This is a genomic window from Sphingomonas mali NBRC 15500 (assembly GCF_001598415.1).
Classification (GTDB): Bacteria; Pseudomonadota; Alphaproteobacteria; order Sphingomonadales; family Sphingomonadaceae; genus Sphingomonas; species Sphingomonas mali.
In genome coordinates this window covers 1-19,277 of sequence record NZ_BCYX01000005.1, presented here as the reverse complement: position 1 = coordinate 19,277, position 19,277 = coordinate 1, and the positions used below count along the sequence as shown (strand labels likewise).

The window sequence follows — 19,277 nt, the reverse complement described above, 5'->3', positions numbered from 1 at the left end:
TCTCCATTTATTCCTCTTCGAAAAATCGGGAGGATGGGATGGCCGGACGGGCGCGTACAAAATTAGGCATCTCGCGCGTGATCGGCTTCACGATCGGCGATTTCGCGTTCAATCTCTATTGGCAGAGCATCTCGCTCTATCTGCTGTTCTTCTACACCGACGCGGTCGGACTGAGCGCGGCGTCGGCGGGGCTGATCTACATGATCGCCTCGATCTTCGATGCGACGATCGACCCGCTGATGGGTGCGATCGCCGATCGTACGCGGACGCGCTGGGGGCGCTACCGTCCCTATCTGCTGTTCGGCGGCCCGTTCGTCGGAATTGCGTTCGTCCTGCTCTATTTCAAGCCGGACCTGGCGGGGTCGGCGCTCGCCGCCTGGATGCTCGGCACGCACATACTGTTCCGCATCGCCTATACCGTTGTGTCGATCCCCTATACCGCGATGAGCGCGCGCATCACGCCCAACTCGGGAGAGCGCGGATCGATCGCCGGCGGGCGGATCATCTTCGCGACTCTGGCTGGGCTGACCATCGCAATCACGACCCAACCGCTCGCGGCGCATTTCGGCGGAACTGTCGACTCGCCGCACGGCTATCTGCTCGCGGCTGCCCTGTTTGCGGCGGTAGCGACAATAATCTTCCCGATCGTGTTCGCGGCCACTCGCGAGCCGGAAGGCGACATGCATGAAGTCGTGCCGCACAGTCTGAGCGAATATTGGCAAGCGCTGAAGGGCAATCGCGCGCTCTGGACATTGCTCGCCGCGATCTGTGCCGGGGCAATGTGTTCGACCGCCTTGGGCAAATCGATTCTCTATTATTTCAAATATTACCTCCATGATGAGGCGCAAGCGCGTACCGCGCTGAGCCTCTGCGCTGCATCGGGGTTGATCGTCGTGCCGATCTGGATGCTCGTCACGCGCTGGATCGGCAAGCGCAACGCCTGCCTTGCCGCGGTGGTCTGGGGACTGGCCGGCTTGACCTGGTTCGCCATCACCGACGTGCGGACGACGGCGTTGGCGATCGGATTCTTCCTGTGGATGCAGGTGACCGGCCTGGGTCTCGCGCTCGGCTTTTGGTCGATCCTGCCGGATACCGTCGAATATGGCGAATGGCGATCGGGCCGGCGCACCGAAAGCTTCGTGTTTGGGCTGGGCCAGTTCTTCTTGAAAGTCGCTTTGGGTCTCGGTGCGGGGTTGTTCGGCTGGTTGCTTGGCGTAATCGGCTATCAAGCCAATGTCGCGCAATCGGCCGAAACGCTGGCGCGGATGAAAGTGCTGATGACCGCGCTGCCCGCCTTGGGGCTCGTCATCGCGGGCATTGCGATGTTCTTCTATCCATTGCGCGGCAAGCGGCACGACGAGATCGTCGAAGAGCTCGAGGCGCAACGCCGCGTGGTCGCCGGCGAGGCCTGATCGGTTCCCCGCCAGGGGAGCGGCAGTCCCCCGCGGGGATTGCCGGAGGGGGAGGAGCACGACGGTGAGTGATCACCGTCCTCCCCCTCCATCGCTTAGTCGATCAGGAACTGGCGAGCGGGATCGTTCTGGAACACCACGGTACCGTCGGGGCCGAACGTCCGCGCGCCGTCGGGGGCATATTGCAGGATGTACGCCTTGCGCACCGTCCCGTCCTTGAGGTTGGGTCCGGTGCGATGCGGCGCCAATGACGAGAACAGGATGATGTCTCCGGCGGCGGCAGGCGCGGCGACCGCGTCGTCGGCCTCCTCGAGGCACTTTAGCCCGATCGGCGTGAGCCAATGTTCGAGCGTGCCCAGCTTGTGCAGGCCACGCGCGATCCAAGGGCAGCCATTCTCTTCATCGACATCGACCAGGGGGATCCAGAAGGTCAGATATTGCTGCGGCTCGATGAAGGTATAGCCATTGTCCTGGTGCCAGGGGAATTCCTGCTTCTTGCCCGTTTTCTTGTAGACCGACTGGTCCCAATAGAGCCGCATGCGGCCGCCGGCCAAGTCATGGCAAAGATCGCGGATCACGGGATGCGCGGCGAACGCGCGCAATACCACCGACTGGGCGACGAGATGCGCGGTGAAAGTGATCGTGCCCGATGAGGTTAGCCGGAAATTACCGCTCTGCTGCTCGCTGACATAGCGTTCATAGGCCTGTTCGATCGGATCGATCGCGGCTTCGACCTCGGCCAGTTCCGCGCGCGTGAACGCGTCCCGCACGAAGATGAAGCCATCGCGATCGAACGCCTCCACCTCATCGCGTGCCAGACGGCGCAGCGGTCGGTCGGCAGGTACGTCGCGCCATTCGAAGCCAGCGCTGCGCGGATCGATCCGGGGCGCGGTGGTGGGGTCGGTCGCCATTGCTCTTCTCCTTTTAGAAAGCCTCGGACGCGCCGCCGGCAGTCGCGTGAAAATATCTCTTGATTCGATAATTTATCGAATTTAATTCTACTTTCTATAAAGAGAGTCGGCAATTTTCAAACGGCATCGAAATCGTCCCGAGCAAAAAGCGGCCGATGCCAAGCACGGCGAAGGGAGAGGAAAATGAAGCGGTTAGCCTTGTTGCTGGCGGCGTTGGTCGCGGTTGTTCCGGTGAGTACGCAGGCAGGGACCAATCTGCCCACCAAGCCCATCGAGCAGAAATACTATGCCAACGGCCCCTGGACCGTGACGACCACGGTCACGGCCACCGCCTGCGATTCCGCCGGCAATCTGTGCGACATCTATTTCCCGGCCAATCTGGGCGCCAACGGCTTCCTGCATCCGATCATTGTGTGGGGAAACGGCAGCGGCACCACGCCAATCGCGGCCAGCACTTACGCTTATTTTCTCCGCCACCTGGCGTCGTGGGGCTTCGTCGTGATCGCGACTAAGGACGGCACCACCGGCGTCGGCCAGACGCTGATCGACAGCGCCAGTTACATCAAGGCGCGCAACACCGACGCGAGCAGCGTTTTCTTTGGCAAGCTCGACGTCAGCAAGATCGGCGCGGTCGGCCATTCGCAAGGCGCGACCGGGGTAATGAACGCGATGATCCATTCGGGCGGCATGATCCGCACCGCGGTCGCGCTCCATCTTCCCGCACAGATGTGGTGCAGTTCATCGTCCAACTGCCTGCAGACGGCGACGCTGACCGGGGCGACTTCCGGCTCGTTCCTCTATGTCAGCGGGTCGGCCGACGGCTTGATCTCTCCCGACACGCAATTGTTCGGCAGCCAACTCAACTCGAACACGGCCTACTACAATGCCACGCCCTCGGCGCTGCTCAAGGCCAAGGCGATCATCAAGGGTACCAACCATAATGACGTCCAGGGCAATCCGACCTGCCCATCGGGCGTCGGGTCGTGCAACAACGGGGTCGATGCCTATCTCGGCTATCCGACCGCCTGGCTGATGTGGCAGCTCCAGGGCGCGGCCGACGGGCAGCAGGCGTTCAAGGCCTCGACCGGCGAAATCTACACCGAGACCACCAACTGGCAGAGCATATTGAGCAACGTGCCCTGACCATGGGGATGGGGTGAGGTCTCGCGACGGTAACTCGGCCCAGGCACCCCCTAGCCGAGCACTCGATCACCCAGCTGTAATCCATCAAGTTTACTTCCCACCCCGGCGCTCCTTCGCCGGGGTGGCTTCGGTTGTGTGCGGGTGCCCCCGACGCGCCGCGTCGCTAGCCCTTTCGTCTCTTGCAAATTTGATCTATTTTCGATTTAAAATCCCATAAATGTGCTATATTAGATCGAATCATATGGAGGCGGATATGCCGGATCGCGACAGTTGGGAGGAGCGTGGCTTCTTCATCGAACGTGGCCTGCTCTCGGCGGCAGTCACCGAGCAGATCGAGCGCGAAGCGGTGGAGGCAATCCGGGCTGACCCGCCGGCCGGGCATGGCGGCGAGCGCGTCTATTCGACCGCCGACGATTTGCTGATCTATCCCGAAAAGGCGCCCAGCCCGGTGGCGCGGAACCCCGAGGACTTCATCGCCAAGGTGTTCAATTGCCACATCGTCGGCGCCGCGCACGACCTCGCCGTCGATACGGTGCTCACCGACCCGCTGCAGGGCATCCTGATCGACGACATCGACTGCTTCCAGAGCCAGTTCATCTTCAAGAACCCCGGCGTGGTCGGCCAGCCCTGGCACCAGGACGCTTATTATTTCCGCTACGACAAGCAGCCGCAGGTGACCGTCTGGGTCGCGCTGAGCCGCGCGACCCTGGAGAATGGCTGCCTGTGGGTGCTGCCAGGATCGCATAAGCGACAGCAAGTTTTCGAGCACGTCCCAGATCGCCGGCCCGAGAGCCTGCAGGGCTATCAGGAGATCGTGTCGGAAGACACGACGCAGGAAATCCCGGTGACGATGGAGCCCGGAGACGTACTCTTCTTCCACTCCTATCTGATGCATCGCTCGACCGACAACGTCGCCGACTATCGCCGCTCGGCGATGGTCTATCATTATGCCGAAGCCGGCACCAAGCCGGTCGACGCGGTCGCGGCGGCAACGCTCGCGCACGTCAACCGCTGGATCCCCGCGCGGCGCGCCACCTTCAACATCCCAGCCTGAAGAACGGATCACCATGTCGACCCAGACCTATCCTCGCCCGCACCCGCTCAACCTTGATTTCCGCTGGCAGGACGTGCCCGGGGCGCGGCCGCTGCGCCGGCTGACGCGCGACGAGGTGAAGGCATTCGATCGCGACGGCTTCATCGTCATCAAGAACGCGTTCAGCGACGCCGAATTGAATGCGGTGGAGGCGGCGATCGACCCGATCGAACAGGCCTATGAGAAATACGTCAAGGAACACGGCGGCAACCTCCGCCTGACCAACACCGACGCGATCACCTTCACGACGCACATCGTCAAACATTCGGACGTGCTGCGCCGGTTCGCCGCGCATCCCGTGATCCGCGATCTGTGCCACGATCTGATGGGCGGGACGGTGCGGCTCTATTGGGACCAGTCGGTCTACAAGAAGACCGGGGTGAAGCAGGAATTCCCCTGGCACCAGGATAACGGCTACACCTTCATCGAGCCGCAGCAATATCTGACCTTCTGGATCCCGTTGCTCGACGTCGACGAGGAGAATGGCTGTCCATGGATCGTGCCGGGCCTCCACAAGGGTGGCACGCTCCACCATTGGCGCACGCCGATCGGGCTCAAATGCCTCGAGGAAGCCAAGGACGCGGTGGCGGTGCCGGCGAAGAAGGGCGACATCATCCTGTTCTCGTCGCTGTCCCCGCATCGCACCGGGCCGAACCTGCGCGACGGCACCGTGCGCAAGGCGTACATCCTGCAATATGCCCCCGATGGCGCGCATACGATGGTCGATGGCGAAGCGATCCGGCAGGACGATGCCGAGCGCCAGTTCGTGATCGAAGGCTCCGAACAATGATGCGCGACGACGGCGCGGCGCTGATCGAGGCGTATCGCAGCGACGGCTTCGTCGCGGTGCGCGGGCTGATCGATCCGGCCGAGCTCGCGCCGCTCGCCACCGAGGTCGATGCCGCGGTCGCGCGGCGCAAGGCCCGCGACACGCGTAGCCTGACGGAGAAATCGCGCTACGAGCAGTCGTTCGTGCAATGCCAATATATGTGGGAGGATTCGCCCGGCATCCGCCCCCTCACCTTTCACGAAAATGTCTGTCGGATGGCGGCCGAACTGATTGGCGCCGGTGCGGTGCGACTGTGGCACGACCAGGCGCTGTACAAAGAGGTCGGCGGCAAATCGACCCAGGCGCACCAGGACCATCCCTATTGGCCGATCACCGAGGACGCGACGATCACCGCCTGGATCCCGCTCGTCGAGGTCGACCGCGTGACCGGCTGCATGGGCTATGTCCCCGGCTCGCACCACGACGCACGGCAGTTCGTCGACATCTTCGCGGGCGACGACAGCAACGGCCCGCAGGTCGAGGACCAGGCGGTGTTCGTCCCCGCGCGGCCGGGCGACGTGCTGTTCCATCACGGCCGCACGATGCACATGGCGCTGCCCAATCAATCCGGGATCACGCGTCGTGCCTATACCGCAATCTATTTCGCCGACGGTTGCACGCGCGGCGGCGAGCGCGCGCATCCATCGGTCGACCGCACCGGGATCCCGATTGGGGCGGCGATCGATGGGCCGGCGACCCCGATCGCCTGGCCACTGCCGGGCGGGGCATTTCCGGAGCCGGGGCCGTGGCCGGATACGAGCGATGAGAGGTTCCAGCGCTCGGCTGCGCTCGGGATTATCCCGGGAATGGCGTAGGTAGTCGGCCCAAACCGGCCACTCGCGCTTGAGCCGGCTGCACCGAGAAGCGGATCTCGCGAGCATAGAACGAACCCTCGAGCCCAATGCTGCTCTCCCAGGTCAATTCGAGGTCCCCGATTTGTGGACCGGCCGCCGTCGCCCATCCACCTTGCTCCGCCGCGACCCGCCTGATGCCGAGATCGTGAACGATCGAGCCGGCGTCTCCAACCAGCGAAATGCCGGTGATTTCATCGACGTGAATGGAGACATGCGCATGGCGGTCGGAGACGAAAAATCCTCTGGCGTCTATCTCGCTCGTCGTTCGGCGAGCTTTAAAGACGATCGTCGCCTTGCCGGCCGTGACGTCTAACCTCTCGATCTCCCAATCATGAAAAGAAGGGATGAAGCCGAACCATATGGTGACCTCATCGCTCCCCGGCAGCGTCCGAAAAAGCTTCTCGTCCGTCGTCCAGTAAGTTCCATCAGTGCTGGGCATGGCACGATGCTATCCCGACCTCCCCAACACCAAAAGGCGGGATTTACCGCGCCCGCGAGGCAGCTATCCGGCTGACGCGAAGCCGGCGCAGGCGTCAGGCGGCGGTAGCGGGGCGCCGTCCGCGCACACTCCGAACGCTGCCGCGCCCGCGCTTCGGCTGGTCGAGTTCGGCGAGGTTGCGGCGGATCGTCGCGCGCATCGGTTCGCCGCCTTCGAAGAAGCTGTCGAGCAGCGCGTGCAGCCGGTCAGCGTCGCCGCTCACGATCGCCTCGACGATCACGCGGTGCTCGGCATGGCTGTCGCGCGCGCGGTCGGTGGCGAGATCGGCATGGAGGTTGACGTAACGCTCGGCGCGGTCGCCGAGATTGCCGACCACTCCCATCAGGATCGGCGACCCGCAGCCCGACAGGATTTCCTCGTGCAGGCTCTTATAGGCCTGCTGCCACAATTCGCGCGCTTCCGGATCGCCGTCGGTCATCACCTTGCTGACCTTGAGCGAGCGGTGCAGCGCGAGTACGACGCGCTCTTCCCACGCCTCGCCGCCGCGCTCGACCGCCATTTGCAGCGCGAGCTGATAGGTGCGCTGATAGATATCGATCAGGTCGTTATAATCGGCCAGCGACATGCCGGCGACGCGATAGCCCTTATTGTGTTCGTGCTCGATCAGCCCGCGTGCCGAGACCAAAAGGATCGCTTCGCGCACCGGACTGTGCCCGACTCCGTAAAATTGGGTGAGCTGCTCGACCTTGAGGCGTTCGAGCGGCGCGAACACGCCGCGTACGATGTCGCGGCGCATCCAGTGCGCGACCGCCTGAGTCGGGTTCTTATCGGCGTCGATCCCAGCAGTCAGGCGGGGATCGGTGAAGGTCGCGACGGAAACCAATGCTGTCACATCTGGTCTTTCTGAGCGGGCGAGAAGAGCCGGCATCATAGAGCAGCGGGCCCGGTAAATTGAAAGGCGCTCCGGAAACGACGCCGCATCTCCCTGTGCTTTTTTAAATCATAATTGATTTTTTTCTACGTTTTCGATAAATTTCTGGCCAGTCCATCTCATCCGGCAAGGCTCAGAGACCATGACCATCGATGTCGCGACGCGACCTGCTCTTTCCCCCACCCTCTCGATCGACGGGGACCGGTTCGTCGACCGCCATGGCCGCCATGTCATCTTGCGCGGGGTCAATCTGGGTGGCGACTGCAAGGTGCCCTACCCCAATGGCGGCACCCAATATCCGAGCGATTTTTCCGATCATCGCACCGTCTCATTCGTCGGACGCCCGTTCCCGATCGCCGAAGCCGACGAGCATCTGTCACGGCTGGCGCATTGGGGTTTCAACTGCCTGCGCCTGCTCACCACCTGGGAAGCGGTCGAGCATGCCGGACCGGGCCAGCACGACCAGGACTATCTCGATTATTTTACCGAAGTCTGCGCGCGCGCGGGCAAGCACGGCCTCTATCTGTTCGTCGATTTCCATCAGGACGTCTGGTCACGGATGACCGGCGGCGACGGCGCGCCGGGCTGGACGTTCGAGGCGGCCGGGCTCGACTTCACCAAATTCCACGCGGCGGGCGCTGCGCACGTGATGCAGCAGGTCTATGACTATGGCAGCGACGTCCGCCGCCAGCCGCAATATCCGCAGATGAGCTGGGGATCGAACTATCGCCTGTCGGGCAATGCAATCATGTGGAGCCTGTTCTGGTGCGGCGCTCTCTTCACCCCCGACCATCGCGTCGACGGCGAGAACATCCAGCATTATCTGCAGCGCCATTATCTCGGCTCGATGGACGCGATTGCCGAGCGCATCGCCGACATGCCGCACGTGCTCGGCTTCGACACGCTCAACGAGCCAGGCACAGGTTGGGTCGGCGACGGGCTCAGCTATCGCCACTTGGCCCCGAGCGAGGAGAACCGATCGCGCCCACGACCCGGTGTGGCGGCGTCGGCGCTCGACGGGCTGGCTGCAGCGAGCGGCCTGTCGGTCGAGGTGCCGGTGCTCAGGCGCAATCTCGACACCGGCCATGCCGAACCCGTCGGCAGCCGGATCATCAATCCCGACGGCGTATCGATCTGGCGCGACGGCGTAAGTTGCCCGTTCGCCGCCGCAGGCGCCTATCGCGTCGAGGACGGCAAGGCGGTCCCGCTCGACGAGGAATTCTTCCGTACGCGAGGTGGCCGCCGCATCACCATCTCTGAAGATGGCTTCGGCCCGCTGTTCCGCGCGGTCGCGGAAACCACGCGGCGGCACAATCCCGACTGGTCAGTGTTCGCCGAGCTCGACGCGTTCGGCGCGGCATCAGGGCGCCCCTTTCCCGCAGTCATGCCCGAACGCTCGGTCAATGCCAGCCATTGGTACGACGCGTCGACGCTCTATCTAAAGACATTCGATCCGAACAATTCCTACGATTTCCTGACCGGCGATCTGGCAACCAGCGAGGATCAGGTGCGGCAGCGCTATATAGCGCAGATCGGCTACAAGGCGGCAGCCGGCGCCAATTCTTTCGGCCCCGATGGCGCCCCAACGCTGATCGGCGAGTTCGGCATCCCCTATGATCTCGACGAAGGCGAGGCCTATGCCGCCTGGGATCGCGGCGAGCGCGATCCCTCTGTCTGGACGAAGCACGATCTCCTGCTCGGGCTGATGTACGATGCGCTCGACGCGCTGCAACTCAGTTCCACGCAATGGAATTACACCGCTTCGAACCGCAACGACCTCAGGGTCGGGGACAATTGGAACCAGGAGGATCTGTCGATCTTTTCACGGGACCAACTGGTATCGGGCGATTCCAATTCCGGCGGTCGTGGGGTCAGGGGATTTTGCCGGCCGTTCGCCAGGCACGTTCAGGGACGAATCCAAAACATGCATTTCGACCGGGCGAGCGGCGATTTCGCGCTGACCTTCGACGCTGATCCAACGATCGCGGCGCCTACTGAAATCTACGTGCCGCGAACCCAATATCCCAACGGCTGCACCTTCGACGTCGCCGGGGGCCACCTTGTCTTCGCGGAGCAGCTTGCGTCAGTTCGGATCGAAAAAGCCGAACGAATCACGATCACCATAAAGCGGCAATGACGCGCCGGATCGCCAAGGTAAAACGGCATTGTCAGATCAACGTGGCAGCCACAGCGTAGCGTGATAGCCGGCCCGGCCAAGTCTACGTCATCGTGACTGACAGGCTACGATCCTACCCCGCAGCGATGCCCAGATTTCGAGGGGTGAAATCGCTCCAGCCTGAAACGCCAACTTATCGATCGACGAACATTCAACGAGCCCCATTCAGGAGGCGCTCGCGGAACGGTGATCGCATAAGGTCGGTCTCAAAACAGGTCGAATCACGTCAGGAAATGTCCCTTGGCGAGGGTTCGAGTCCGATCGTGGGAACGATTTTTGGGGTGGGACCACGGAGGGACCACGAAATCTGGGGGGTGCCAAAACCCGAGGATTTCTGCGGGTCTCAAGAGCTGGTGTGAGTCCTGTAGGCCACCATTTTCCTGCATGAGAGCCCCCCGCCAAACCAGCGTTTTTCGACGCTAGCCGCCTAGGGTTGAGCCAGCCGCCGGCCAACCGAATGTCGATCCGTCAGTGAGCGGCTGCCGCCGGGACCGGGTCGGCGTAACGCGTCAGGAACTGAGCCAGGGTCGGGAGCTGCGGCAGCCGGGCCTTGATCCCCGCATCGAGCCCGTCCAGCGCCTGGCGAAGATTGGCGTCGGGCAGTTGGCTCGGCAGCAAGTGCCAGCCGCCAGGCATCACGCCCTGCCCCATCATCACCTGGCACCAGGAATCGACGCGGAAAATCTCGTCCTGGTCCTGATACGCCATCGCCTGTTCGCGAAACAGTTCGAGACGGGCCGCCAGCGTATCGGGCAGCGTCATCTCGGCCATGCGCCGCCAGAACGGTTCGTCGCGATGGTTGAGCGCATAATGCAGGATCACGAAGTCGCGCACATCGGTCCATTCGGCCGCTGACCGCGTGTTGAAGCGCTCGGCCAGCGCGTCATAGTCGCGCGTGAACGGGAAGGACTGGATGAAGCGCGTGATCGCGATCATCACCAGATGGATGCTGGTCGATTCGAGCGGCTCGATGAACCCGCCGGCAAGGCCGAGCGCCAGGCAGTTGCGATGCCATGCCCGGCGGCGCATGCCCGCGGTGAAGCGCAGCAGGCGCGGCTCGAACAACGGCTCGCCGTCGAGCGCGGCCAGCAGCGTCTCGCGCGCCGTGTCGTTGTCCATATATTCGCTGGAGAAGACGAAGCCGTTGCCGACCCGGTGCTGCAGCGGAATCCGCCAGCGCCAGCCGGCGTCGTGCGCGATGGCGCGGGTATAGGGCACGGGCTCGCCGGCACTTTCGGTCTGGACCGCGAACGCGCTGTCGGTCGCGAGCCAGTGGCTCCAATCGTCGAACCCGGCCTTCAGCGTCTGCTCGATCAGGAGCGCGCGAAAGCCGGTGCAGTCGATGAAGAAATCGCCATCGATCCGCTCGCCCGACGCCAGGATCAGCGAACGGATGTCGCCGCTTTCCGCGTCCTGCGACACTTCCGCGATCCGGCCCTCGACGCGCCGCACGCCGTCGGCTTCGGCAATGCCCCGCAGGAACCGTGCATAAGCGGTCGCGTCGAGATGATAGGCATAAGCCAGCCCCAACTCGGGATCGGCGGAAAAGCGGTTTTCCGCCGCCGCGCGCAGCTCGAACGAGTAATCGCCATAGGGGCGACCGAACCCGCGATGCCGCGCCTCCAGCCAGAAATGCTGGAAATCGGCGACGAACACCGATCGCCCGACCGAGCCGAAAGAGTGGAAATAGCGGTCGCCCGGCCGGTCCCAATCCTCGAAGCCGATGCCGAGCTTGAAGCTGGCATTGGTCGCGCGGACGAATGCGTCCTCATCGATGCCGATGAACGAATGGAAGCTGCGGATGGTGGGGATGGTCGATTCACCGACCCCGACCGTGCCGATCTCGTCGGATTCGACCAGCACCACCTCGATCATCGGGCTGAGATGCTTGGCGAGCGTGGTGGCGGCGATCCAGCCGGCAGTGCCGCCGCCGGCGACCACGACGCGCCGGATCCGATCGGGAGTTGCTTCAGTCATCGATTGAGCTGCCTTTGGATCAAGGCGCGCAACTGCCGCGCCGCCATGGGGTCGAGAGGCGCCAGCGGCCCGAGGGCGGGCGCGGGCAAATGGGCCGCCGGGCGTTCCGGCGGACCGAAGATGTAATAGTCGAACATCGCACGCCACGCAGCTTTCTCGTGCGCCGGGCGATCGCGTAGCGAGAGCATGGCGTGGAGCAAGGTCGTCATCGGCGTGTCGAGGAAATCGGGCGCCGCGTTCCACCAGTAATTGACCAGCACGTTGAAGTCGTCGAGCGCCTCGACCTGGTGCCACCACAAGGCCGGATAAACGAGGACGTCGCCGGGCTCGAGCTCGGCGATCTCGCCGGCCGCCGCCGCTTTTGGGAAATCGGGATAAAGGTCGAGATCGGGCGCCGCGAAATCGACCATCGTCACCACTTGCCCGCCCGGCGTCGGCGCCAGTGGACCGGGATAGAGGTTGGCGACCTGATCGGGCGGGAACAAGGTGAAGCGGCGATGGCCGACCGCGCAGCACGCCGCATTGTTCGACATGTCGAAATGCGCCGCCGCGATCGTGCGATTGCCAAGCCAGATGCTGGCCAGAGGTGGGTGCTTCGCGAACAGGTCGCCCGCCGGCGTCAATTCGTTCTCCGCGCGAAAGCCCGGGAAGAAGGTGTCGAGATCGGTCGAGCCGATATAGAAAGCAGGCGCGCCGGACTTGCCGCGATGGTCGAGGATGCGCGCGACGAAGGCATCGAAGGCGATGCGTTCGCCGCGAAAGTTCATGGCGGTCGCGTCTTCGGTATAGTGGAAGCGGCCGCCGGCTGCCGGATCGGCGGTATAGCCGACCACTGGCTGGCCGCTGTGGAACCGCAGCAGATAGTCAACGGCGCGTTCCGGCGAGCCCAACCCGGCCTGGACCAGCGGCCAGTCGCGCGCGGCACCCTTGAGGATGGTCGGCACCCCTTCGGCAATAATGGCAGCGAGGTCCGGGGCGGCAATATTTCCGTCCAACTCGCGGGTTCGCCGGGTCACGGCGATCCGGGCAGGCGCCGCATCAGCCATCGCGGCGCCGCTTGCGCTCCACCAGAGCATTGATGTTGCCGAGCGAGGATGCCGCCCAGATTGCCGGCCGCAGGAAGTCGTCGCGATGCAGCGCCGCGAGCGCCGCGCCGTCGAGCGCGGCGAGCCGGTCCTGCGCGATCGTATAGCCGTCAGGCACCGTGAAACGACGGCCGTCGTCGGTCTCTATCCGCAGCTCGACCGGCTGGATCAGCCCATGGTCGTCGAAGGCGGCGAACATGGCCGGGGCGACCTGCGATCCGACATAGACGCGCTGAAGGGCGGCCGAGACCTGGTCGAGCAGCGGCGCGTTGCCGCCATGGCCGAGAAAGATCGCGGCCCCCTCGCCGCCATGGCGTATGCGAGGATGCGACGGGTCGATATGGATCATCGGTTCGCCGGGAGTGCCTTCCGGCGGCACCCCGATCGAGAACGGACCGCGGCTCATCAGCGCGGGGATATAGCGCGCGTCCCAGCGCGCACCGTCGAGATAGAGATTCTCCTCGGCATCGAACCCGAGCAGGACGGTCGCGCGATAGGCGCCGGCGGGGTCGCGCCGGAACAGGATCGCGTACTCGCGCTGCAATTCCTCGAACTCGGTGGCGAACACCATCGTCTGGTTGACGGCATCGCCATAAGCGGCGCCGCGGTCGAGCACGACCCGCAGGTCGGCATGGTCGACATTGTTGAGAAGGACAGGGTTCGCCATCTTACTATTCTTAGACGAAGAAGGCCGCTTGTGCAGCGGCCTTCCCCATTTTCAGCATGTAATGCGGTTCAGAACTTGAAGCGCGCACCGATCTGATAGCGGGCCGACCCTTCGGCCAGATACCAGGTGTTGCTGGGATCGCGACCATAAGTCCGGACACCTTCCTCGGTGAGGTTGATGCCTTCGAAGCTGACCGCGATATTCTTCGTGATGTCGTAGCTGACGCTGAGGTCGAGCTGGCCATAAGGCGCGGTGTAGACGGGGTTGTGATAGGTGTCGCGGTTGAGCTGACTCAGGAACTTGGCGCGCCAGTTATAGGCCAGGCGGGCCGAGATCCCGTATTTCTCATAGATCAACGTAACGTTGGCGGTGTCCGACAGGCCGACCAGCGCGAACTGGTCGACACTGGGGTCGGCCGCCACGTCGATGCCGACATTGCCGCGCACCAGGGTGTAGCTGGCGGCGATGCCCAAACCGGTCCGGCCAAGGAAATATTGGCCGGCGAGTTCGACGCCGTAAATCTCCGCGTCCTTGTTGTTGATCGGCGTATTGACCGCGAAGTTGAACAGCGGATCATTGGCATCGGCGAGAATGTCGACTGCCGCCAGCGTCGAGTCGACAAAGCCCTGATCGAGCGACCGGGAGACGGCGTTATAATGCGATGCGAACACCGCATTGGCCGCCGCCACGTTGCCATTATTCTGCTGCAGAACAGCGGTATAGGTGAACAGGTTCACGTCCGTAATGTCGGCGTGGAACACGTTCGTCAGCTGATCCTTGGCGGTACCCGAGCGCGTGCCGGGAGCGCCCGAGGTTGGGTCGCGCAGGCCGAACAGGCTACGGTTGACCAGGGTGTTGCCGATGAAATTGTGGACGCGCTTGTCGAAGAAGCCGACCGAGAAATAGGTGTCCTTATTCGGATACCATTCCAGCGACACGTCGAAGTTATCCGAGTCCAGCGGATTGAGATCGGTGTTGTTGGCAAAACCGGTCGCGACACCGCCAATAGCTGTGGGGCGCGGCGGGGCGTTCTGCACCGACGCCGAAGCGAATAGGTTGCTGTAGGGCGCGCGCGCGATCGTCTTCGAATAAGAGAAGCGGCCCTTCAGCTTGCTCGTGAGATCGATCGAAAAGTCCATCGACGGCAGCAGATTGTTATAGCTACCCTTGGAGTTCAGAGCCTGACGATCGGTCGAGTTGAGAACGGTGAAATCGTTGTCCGCTTGCCAGACGATCGCAAGCGGGACCGGTTGCAGCGAGTTCGCGGTGACCTTGGTGCTTTCGAACCGGGCGCCGGCGACGAGCTGCGCCGGCATGTTGCCGATATTGCCGTTCCAGGTGACCTGACCATAGACCGACCAGATGCTCTCCTTGACGCGATTGTAGTTATTGGCGTCCAAGTTGTTCTGGTGGCCCACGCCGTCGTTCGTGATGCCGATATAATGTTGGTACAGCGTGTTGTAGAGCTTGGTCGCATCCTCCGTGCGCCAGGCGACCAAAGTATTGGCGTCGGCGTTGGGGTTATTGTGCGTGAATTGGCACGCCGTGCAGAACTGAAACACCTGCCCGGGCGCCACTGCATTGATCTCGGGCGGCAGTGAATTGCCCCAGTCGCCGAGGACCTGGCGAGTATTTACCTGCGTCTGCAGCGTGTTGGTAGTGCGATAGCCGCCGCCGAAATCGAACTTGCTGCCGCCGCCCAGATCCCAGGTGCCGTCGAGGCGCAATTCCTTGATGCGCTGCGTCTGGGTCGAGGCGAACTGGCGCTGGATGGCACCAGAGAGATCGCCGGCATCGAGCGTGTTGTTGCAATTGCCCTTGGTGAAAGGCGTGCCCGTCGGGGTGACGCTCGGCGCACAGTCGTTGAAAGTCAGCGTCTGCTGCGGGAAACCGCCCGGGGTGGTTGTGAGCGAGTGCGAGGTTACGACCGGCAGGTTGAACGCGACCGTGGTCGAGGTCTGGCCATTGGGATTGTCCGGCAGGCTTTCGGCCTTGCCGATATGCCCGTCGAGCACGAACTTCAGGCGATCGGTGGCTTGCCAGTCGATATTCAGGCCAACATCCCACAGGCGATTCTTCTCCGCGCGATAGGCTTGCTCGAATGCCTCGTCCTTCACGCCGTTGATCGTTTCGTGGAGATAGGAAGTCGTGGCGATGCCGTTGGATGCATCGTCGAACGTCACTTCGTCGAACGGGCGGTTGAACCAGTTGGACTGGGTCGAGCGGCGCTCCGATTGACGAAGCTGCGCATACAGGCCGTCGGCGGTGATGGTCAGCCCGTCGGTCGGCCGGAATTGCAGCATCGCCTGGCCGTTAAGGCGTTCGCGGCTCGATTCCGAGAAATGGTAGCGACTGTCATTGGGGACCGAGACCAGGACGTTCGAATTGCCCGGCACGTTATTGAGCTTGGTCGCGGCATTGACGAAGCCGTTGGCCGGATTGAGGAAATCCGACAAGGTGCGGATGTTCCAGTCGTCGTTCGCCACACTGGGAACGCTGAAGTTGCGCTTCTGATAGCTGCCGAACAGCGAGACGCCGACTTTCTGATCTTTGTCGCTCCAGCTCAGGAGGCCGGAAACTTCCGGTGTCACGTGGCTGCCGCAGCTGATGCAGTCGTCGGCGCTGGTGTCGTAACCGGCCTTCGCGCCGATCGTGCCGGTGAACCCACCCTCCCTCGCATCGAGCGGGCGCCGGGTGACGATGTTGATCGCGGCGCCGATGCCGCCGGACGGCACCGCGGCGCGGCCGGTCTTGTAGACTTCGAGCGTCTTGACCCCTTCCGCGGCGAGATTTGCGAAGTCGAACGACCGGCCGTTTCCGGCCGCGCCGTCGCCGCCCTGATCCCCGCCCACGGCGAGGATGTTCGACGTGGCGAGCTGGCGCCCGTTCAACGTGACGAGGTTATATTGTGCGCCGAAACCGCGGACGGTGACGGTCGAACCCTCGCCGTTGACGCGGTCGATCGACACGCCGGTGATGCGCTGGAGCGATTCCGCCAGGTTGGTGTTGGGGAATTTGCCGATATCCTCGGCCGAAATCGCGTCGACGATACCGTTGGAATTGCGCTTGATCGCAATCGATCGTTCGAGTGACGCGCGAACGCCGGTGACCACGATGTCACCGCTCGATGCGGCCTGATCATCGGCCGGCGAGGCCGGCGGCGCCGCATCGGGTGCGGCCGTTTGCGGTTGAGCCTGAGCGGCGGCCACGCCCGGCGCTGCAAGCCCGACCGCAAGTGCCAGCGCAGACGCAGAAATTCTCAATGTTCTCATGCCCCGGATCCTCCCTATCTGGCCGGCATCTTCCCATGCCGACACGACTATGATGTTAAGCGATGTGGTCTCGCCTCGAGTGTCTTCGTATCGAGTCCGACATCGATGTCAATATCGGACAAAGTCCTTTTCGGATCGTTCGATTTAGCGTTGCGCCAAGGCAACACTGGCCGATTGCAACGGGTGCACGGCATCGGTCGCCAAGGTCAGTTTGTAGCGGCCGGCAGCCTGCCGCCACCGGCCGGCTTGCCAGCGCGCCAGCACGCGCGGATCGGCCGTGATCGTCACCGTGCGCGTCTCGTGCGGCGCCAGCGCTTCGCGGCTCCACCCGGCGAGTCGCAACGGACTGCCGTCCGGCAGCGTGACGTAGAGCTGGGGCACGGCAACAGTCGCCCGGTCGCTTTGATTGGTGATCGCAACGGTCGCGCTGGGCTTGGCCCCACCGATGAAGCGGGCCTTGCCATAGCTCAGCCTGGCATAATTGAGCCCGTAGCCGAACGCGAAGAGCGGCTGGCTGTTCTGCGCCGCATACCAGCGGTAACCGACATTGGCGCCTTCCTTATAATCGACATCGAACGATGCGACCGGCTCGGCGGTCCCCGAACCGGCATTGCTCGCGGCGTCGTTCTTCAGGCTTTCCAGGCCGATAGGTCCGGGGCGCGGTAGCTGCGCGGATGCGCGCGGGAACGTCATCGGCAACCGCCCGGTCGCATCGACATCGCCGAACAGGACGCGCGCGATCGCTTCGCCGCCGCGCTGGCCGGGATACCAGGCCTCGACCACCGCAGGCACGCGGTCGATCCACGGCATCAGCACCGGACCACCGGTCTCGAGCACCACCACGGTCTTCGACTGCGCCGCGGCCACCGCGTCGATCAGCGCATCCTGATTGTCGGGCAGCGCGATATCGCGATTATCCTCGGCTTCGGTCGCCCATTGCGTGGCGAAGACGATCGCGATGTCGGCATCGCGCGCCGCCGCTGCCGCGGCCGCCGGGTCCTTGCCGTCGACATAGAAGACTTGCGCACCCGGAGCGATCGCCTGGATCGCCTTGAGCGGCGAGGAATTGTGGTAGGTCACGCGGACGAACGACGCCGCCGCGCCCGATGTCAGCGGGATCTCGATCGGCACGCCGCCTACCGAACGCACCTGGCTGGACCCGCCGCCCGACAGCACGCCGACATCGGCATGGCCGCCGATCACCACGATCTTCCGCGCACGCTTGGCCAGCGGCAGAACGTTGCCCTGGTTCTTGAGCAGGACCACCGACGCCTCGGCCACGCGCTGCGCGATGTCCGCATGGGCCGGATAGTCGATCGGCTGCACCGCCGCTGGCGACGGATCGTCATAAAGGCCGCTGGCGATCACCCCGGTGAGGATGCGGCGAACCATCTCGTCCAGGCGCGCCACCGGGATCGTGCCGTTCGCGACCGCCGCGGCGAACGGCGCGCCGAAATAGATTTCCTTGTCGAGTTCCTGGCCCGATTCCTGATCGAGACCCGCCATCGCCGCCTTGACCGTCGAATGGACCCCGCCCCAGTCGGACATCACCCAGCCGGGATATTTCCAGTCGTCGCGCAATACCTTGGTCAACAGGAACCGGTTCTCGCACGCCCAGTCGCCGTTGAGCTTGTTATAGGCGCACATGACCGAGCCGGGCCGGCCGTCCTTCACCGCGATCTCGAACGCCAAGAGGTCGCTCTCGCGCAACGCGGCTTCGTCGATCCGCGCGTTGAGGATGGTCCGGCCGGTTTCCTGCGCGTTGAGTGCGAAATGCTTGACGGTCGAGACAATATGGTTCGACTCGACCCCACGCACCGCGGCCGCGGCAAGCGTCCCGGCGAGCAGCGGGTCTTCCCCCAGATACTCGAAATTGCGCCCGTTCCAGGCATCGCGCGTCAGGTTGACGCCGCCGGCAAGCAGGACGTTGAAGGTCTTGGCTCGGGCCTCCGCCCCGGCCATCGCGCCGCCGGCATAAGCAAGCTTGGGATCGAACGTCGCCGCGGTCGCGAGCCCCGATGGCAGTGCCGTGGCGACGTCGTCGGTGCGCAGGTTCATCTGGTTGGCGACACCAAGACTGGCATCGCTTTCGCGCAAGGTCGGGATGCCGAGCCGCGGCACCCCGGGCACATAGCCGGCCGAGGGCACCATGTCGGCCGGGCGGGGATCGATCTTGTTGGGGAACAGTCCGTGGATGTAGGTCAGCTTCTCCTGAAGCGTCATCGCCTTGACCAACGCCGCGGCCCGCGCCGCCGCCGACAAGCTCTTGTCGCGCCACGGTTCTCCGGCGCGATTCGTCGCCGGGGCGACGGGCTTCTGCTCGGCTTCGCGCGCGGCGAGCGCGGCCGGCAGGCCAACCGTACCGATACAGATCAAGGCGCCGAACAGACGAGACTTCATCGCGGGTTCCTCAATCGAAATGACAAAAAAAGCGGCCGCCACAGCTTGCGGCGGCCGCGAGCCCGCCGACGCAAGGCACGGCGGGGGG

At 63.7% G+C, this 19,277-nt stretch carries 14 protein-coding genes; 6 read left to right on the top strand and 8 right to left on the bottom strand.

Translation table 11 applies throughout. The features are described from left to right. Positions 1-38 precede the first annotated feature (38 nt). On the top strand, positions 39-1,412 hold the full coding sequence (locus SMA01S_RS06065) for an MFS transporter (RefSeq protein ID WP_066819351.1): 1,374 nt from the start codon (positions 39-41) through the stop codon (positions 1,410-1,412). A gap of 95 nt (positions 1,413-1,507) precedes the next feature. Here the strand turns inward: SMA01S_RS06065 and SMA01S_RS06060 are convergent, their stop codons facing one another. Next, entirely contained in the window at positions 1,508-2,323 is an 816-nt protein-coding gene (locus SMA01S_RS06060; protein ID WP_066819349.1) for a phytanoyl-CoA dioxygenase family protein, read from the bottom strand. Between the two features lie 183 nt (positions 2,324-2,506). Here SMA01S_RS06060 and SMA01S_RS06055 point away from each other — a divergent pair, with 183 nt between their 5' ends. From SMA01S_RS06055 to SMA01S_RS06040, 4 genes are all read left to right on the top strand, one after another. Then, positions 2,507-3,466 carry an alpha/beta hydrolase gene (locus SMA01S_RS06055; RefSeq protein ID WP_066819346.1) on the top strand — a complete coding sequence of 320 codons (960 nt, stop codon included), beginning with the start codon at positions 2,507-2,509 and terminating at the stop codon, positions 3,464-3,466. Positions 3,467-3,719: 253 nt separating this feature from the next. After that, entirely contained in the window at positions 3,720-4,520 is an 801-nt protein-coding gene (locus SMA01S_RS06050; RefSeq protein ID WP_169804199.1) for a phytanoyl-CoA dioxygenase family protein, read from the top strand. A gap of 13 nt (positions 4,521-4,533) precedes the next feature. Then, positions 4,534-5,349 (top strand): phytanoyl-CoA dioxygenase family protein, encoded by an 816-nt coding sequence (locus SMA01S_RS06045; protein ID WP_066819340.1) that lies wholly within the window; start codon positions 4,534-4,536, stop codon positions 5,347-5,349. Continuing rightward, positions 5,346-6,203, top strand: coding sequence for a phytanoyl-CoA dioxygenase family protein (locus tag SMA01S_RS06040; protein WP_066819337.1), 858 nt, complete (start codon positions 5,346-5,348; stop codon positions 6,201-6,203). Before SMA01S_RS06045 ends, SMA01S_RS06040 begins: the two co-directional genes overlap by 4 nt. Here the strand turns inward: SMA01S_RS06040 and SMA01S_RS06035 are convergent. Together SMA01S_RS06035 and SMA01S_RS06030 are read right to left on the bottom strand one after the other, a co-directional pair. Further along, positions 6,184-6,681, bottom strand: coding sequence for a hypothetical protein (locus tag SMA01S_RS06035; RefSeq protein WP_066819331.1), 498 nt, complete (start codon positions 6,679-6,681; stop codon positions 6,184-6,186). The two genes, SMA01S_RS06040 and SMA01S_RS06035, sit on opposite strands and share 20 nt — an antisense overlap. A gap of 94 nt (positions 6,682-6,775) precedes the next feature. Next, positions 6,776-7,573, bottom strand: a complete 798-nt coding sequence (locus SMA01S_RS06030) for an FCD domain-containing protein (protein ID WP_169804198.1) — start codon at positions 7,571-7,573, stop codon at positions 6,776-6,778. 181 nt (positions 7,574-7,754) lie between these two features. Between SMA01S_RS06030 and SMA01S_RS06025 the strand changes: the two genes are divergently transcribed. After that, positions 7,755-9,749 carry a glycoside hydrolase family 5 protein gene (locus SMA01S_RS06025; RefSeq protein ID WP_066819327.1) on the top strand — a complete coding sequence of 665 codons (1,995 nt, stop codon included), beginning with the start codon at positions 7,755-7,757 and terminating at the stop codon, positions 9,747-9,749. Between the two features lie 507 nt (positions 9,750-10,256). On the opposite strand, the gene SMA01S_RS06020 is transcribed toward SMA01S_RS06025, so the two are convergent. From SMA01S_RS06020 to SMA01S_RS06000, 5 genes are all read right to left on the bottom strand, one after another. After that, positions 10,257-11,765 carry a tryptophan halogenase family protein gene (locus tag SMA01S_RS06020; protein ID WP_066819322.1) on the bottom strand — a complete coding sequence of 503 codons (1,509 nt, stop codon included), beginning with the start codon at positions 11,763-11,765 and terminating at the stop codon, positions 10,257-10,259. Beyond that, positions 11,762-12,811, bottom strand: a complete 1,050-nt coding sequence (locus SMA01S_RS06015; protein ID WP_066819619.1) for a cupin-like domain-containing protein — start codon at positions 12,809-12,811, stop codon at positions 11,762-11,764. Before SMA01S_RS06015 ends, SMA01S_RS06020 begins: the two co-directional genes overlap by 4 nt. Further along, positions 12,804-13,517: a SapC family protein gene (locus tag SMA01S_RS06010; RefSeq protein WP_066819319.1), complete on the bottom strand. Its 714-nt coding sequence runs from the start codon at positions 13,515-13,517 to the stop codon at positions 12,804-12,806. Before SMA01S_RS06010 ends, SMA01S_RS06015 begins: the two co-directional genes overlap by 8 nt. A gap of 68 nt (positions 13,518-13,585) precedes the next feature. Further along, a complete protein-coding gene (locus tag SMA01S_RS06005) occupies positions 13,586-16,789 on the bottom strand; it encodes a TonB-dependent receptor (RefSeq protein WP_066819316.1) in 3,204 nt (1,067 codons plus the stop codon). A 144-nt stretch (positions 16,790-16,933) separates the two neighbouring features. Further along, on the bottom strand, positions 16,934-19,189 hold the full coding sequence (locus tag SMA01S_RS06000; RefSeq protein WP_066819314.1) for a beta-glucosidase: 2,256 nt from the start codon (positions 19,187-19,189) through the stop codon (positions 16,934-16,936). Positions 19,190-19,277 lie beyond the last annotated feature (88 nt).

Bases quoted from the DNA above. Each gene is read 5' to 3' on its own strand.
- SMA01S_RS06065 (WP_066819351.1), top strand. From the start codon at position 39: ATGGCCGGACGGGCGCGTACAAAATTAGGCATCTCGCGCGTGATCGGC.
- SMA01S_RS06060 (WP_066819349.1), bottom strand. From the start codon at position 2,323: ATGGCGACCGACCCCACCACCGCGCCCCGGATCGATCCGCGCAGCGCT.
- SMA01S_RS06055 (WP_066819346.1), top strand. From the start codon at position 2,507: ATGAAGCGGTTAGCCTTGTTGCTGGCGGCGTTGGTCGCGGTTGTTCCG.
- SMA01S_RS06050 (WP_169804199.1), top strand. From the start codon at position 3,720: ATGCCGGATCGCGACAGTTGGGAGGAGCGTGGCTTCTTCATCGAACGT.
- SMA01S_RS06045 (WP_066819340.1), top strand. From the start codon at position 4,534: ATGTCGACCCAGACCTATCCTCGCCCGCACCCGCTCAACCTTGATTTC.
- SMA01S_RS06040 (WP_066819337.1), top strand. From the start codon at position 5,346: ATGATGCGCGACGACGGCGCGGCGCTGATCGAGGCGTATCGCAGCGAC.
- SMA01S_RS06035 (WP_066819331.1), bottom strand. From the start codon at position 6,681: ATGCCCAGCACTGATGGAACTTACTGGACGACGGACGAGAAGCTTTTT.
- SMA01S_RS06025 (WP_066819327.1), top strand. From the start codon at position 7,755: ATGACCATCGATGTCGCGACGCGACCTGCTCTTTCCCCCACCCTCTCG.
- SMA01S_RS06020 (WP_066819322.1), bottom strand. From the start codon at position 11,765: ATGACTGAAGCAACTCCCGATCGGATCCGGCGCGTCGTGGTCGCCGGC.
- SMA01S_RS06015 (WP_066819619.1), bottom strand. From the start codon at position 12,811: ATGGCTGATGCGGCGCCTGCCCGGATCGCCGTGACCCGGCGAACCCGC.
- SMA01S_RS06010 (WP_066819319.1), bottom strand. From the start codon at position 13,517: ATGGCGAACCCTGTCCTTCTCAACAATGTCGACCATGCCGACCTGCGG.
- SMA01S_RS06005 (WP_066819316.1), bottom strand. From the start codon at position 16,789: ATGAGAACATTGAGAATTTCTGCGTCTGCGCTGGCACTTGCGGTCGGG.
- SMA01S_RS06000 (WP_066819314.1), bottom strand. From the start codon at position 19,189: ATGAAGTCTCGTCTGTTCGGCGCCTTGATCTGTATCGGTACGGTTGGC.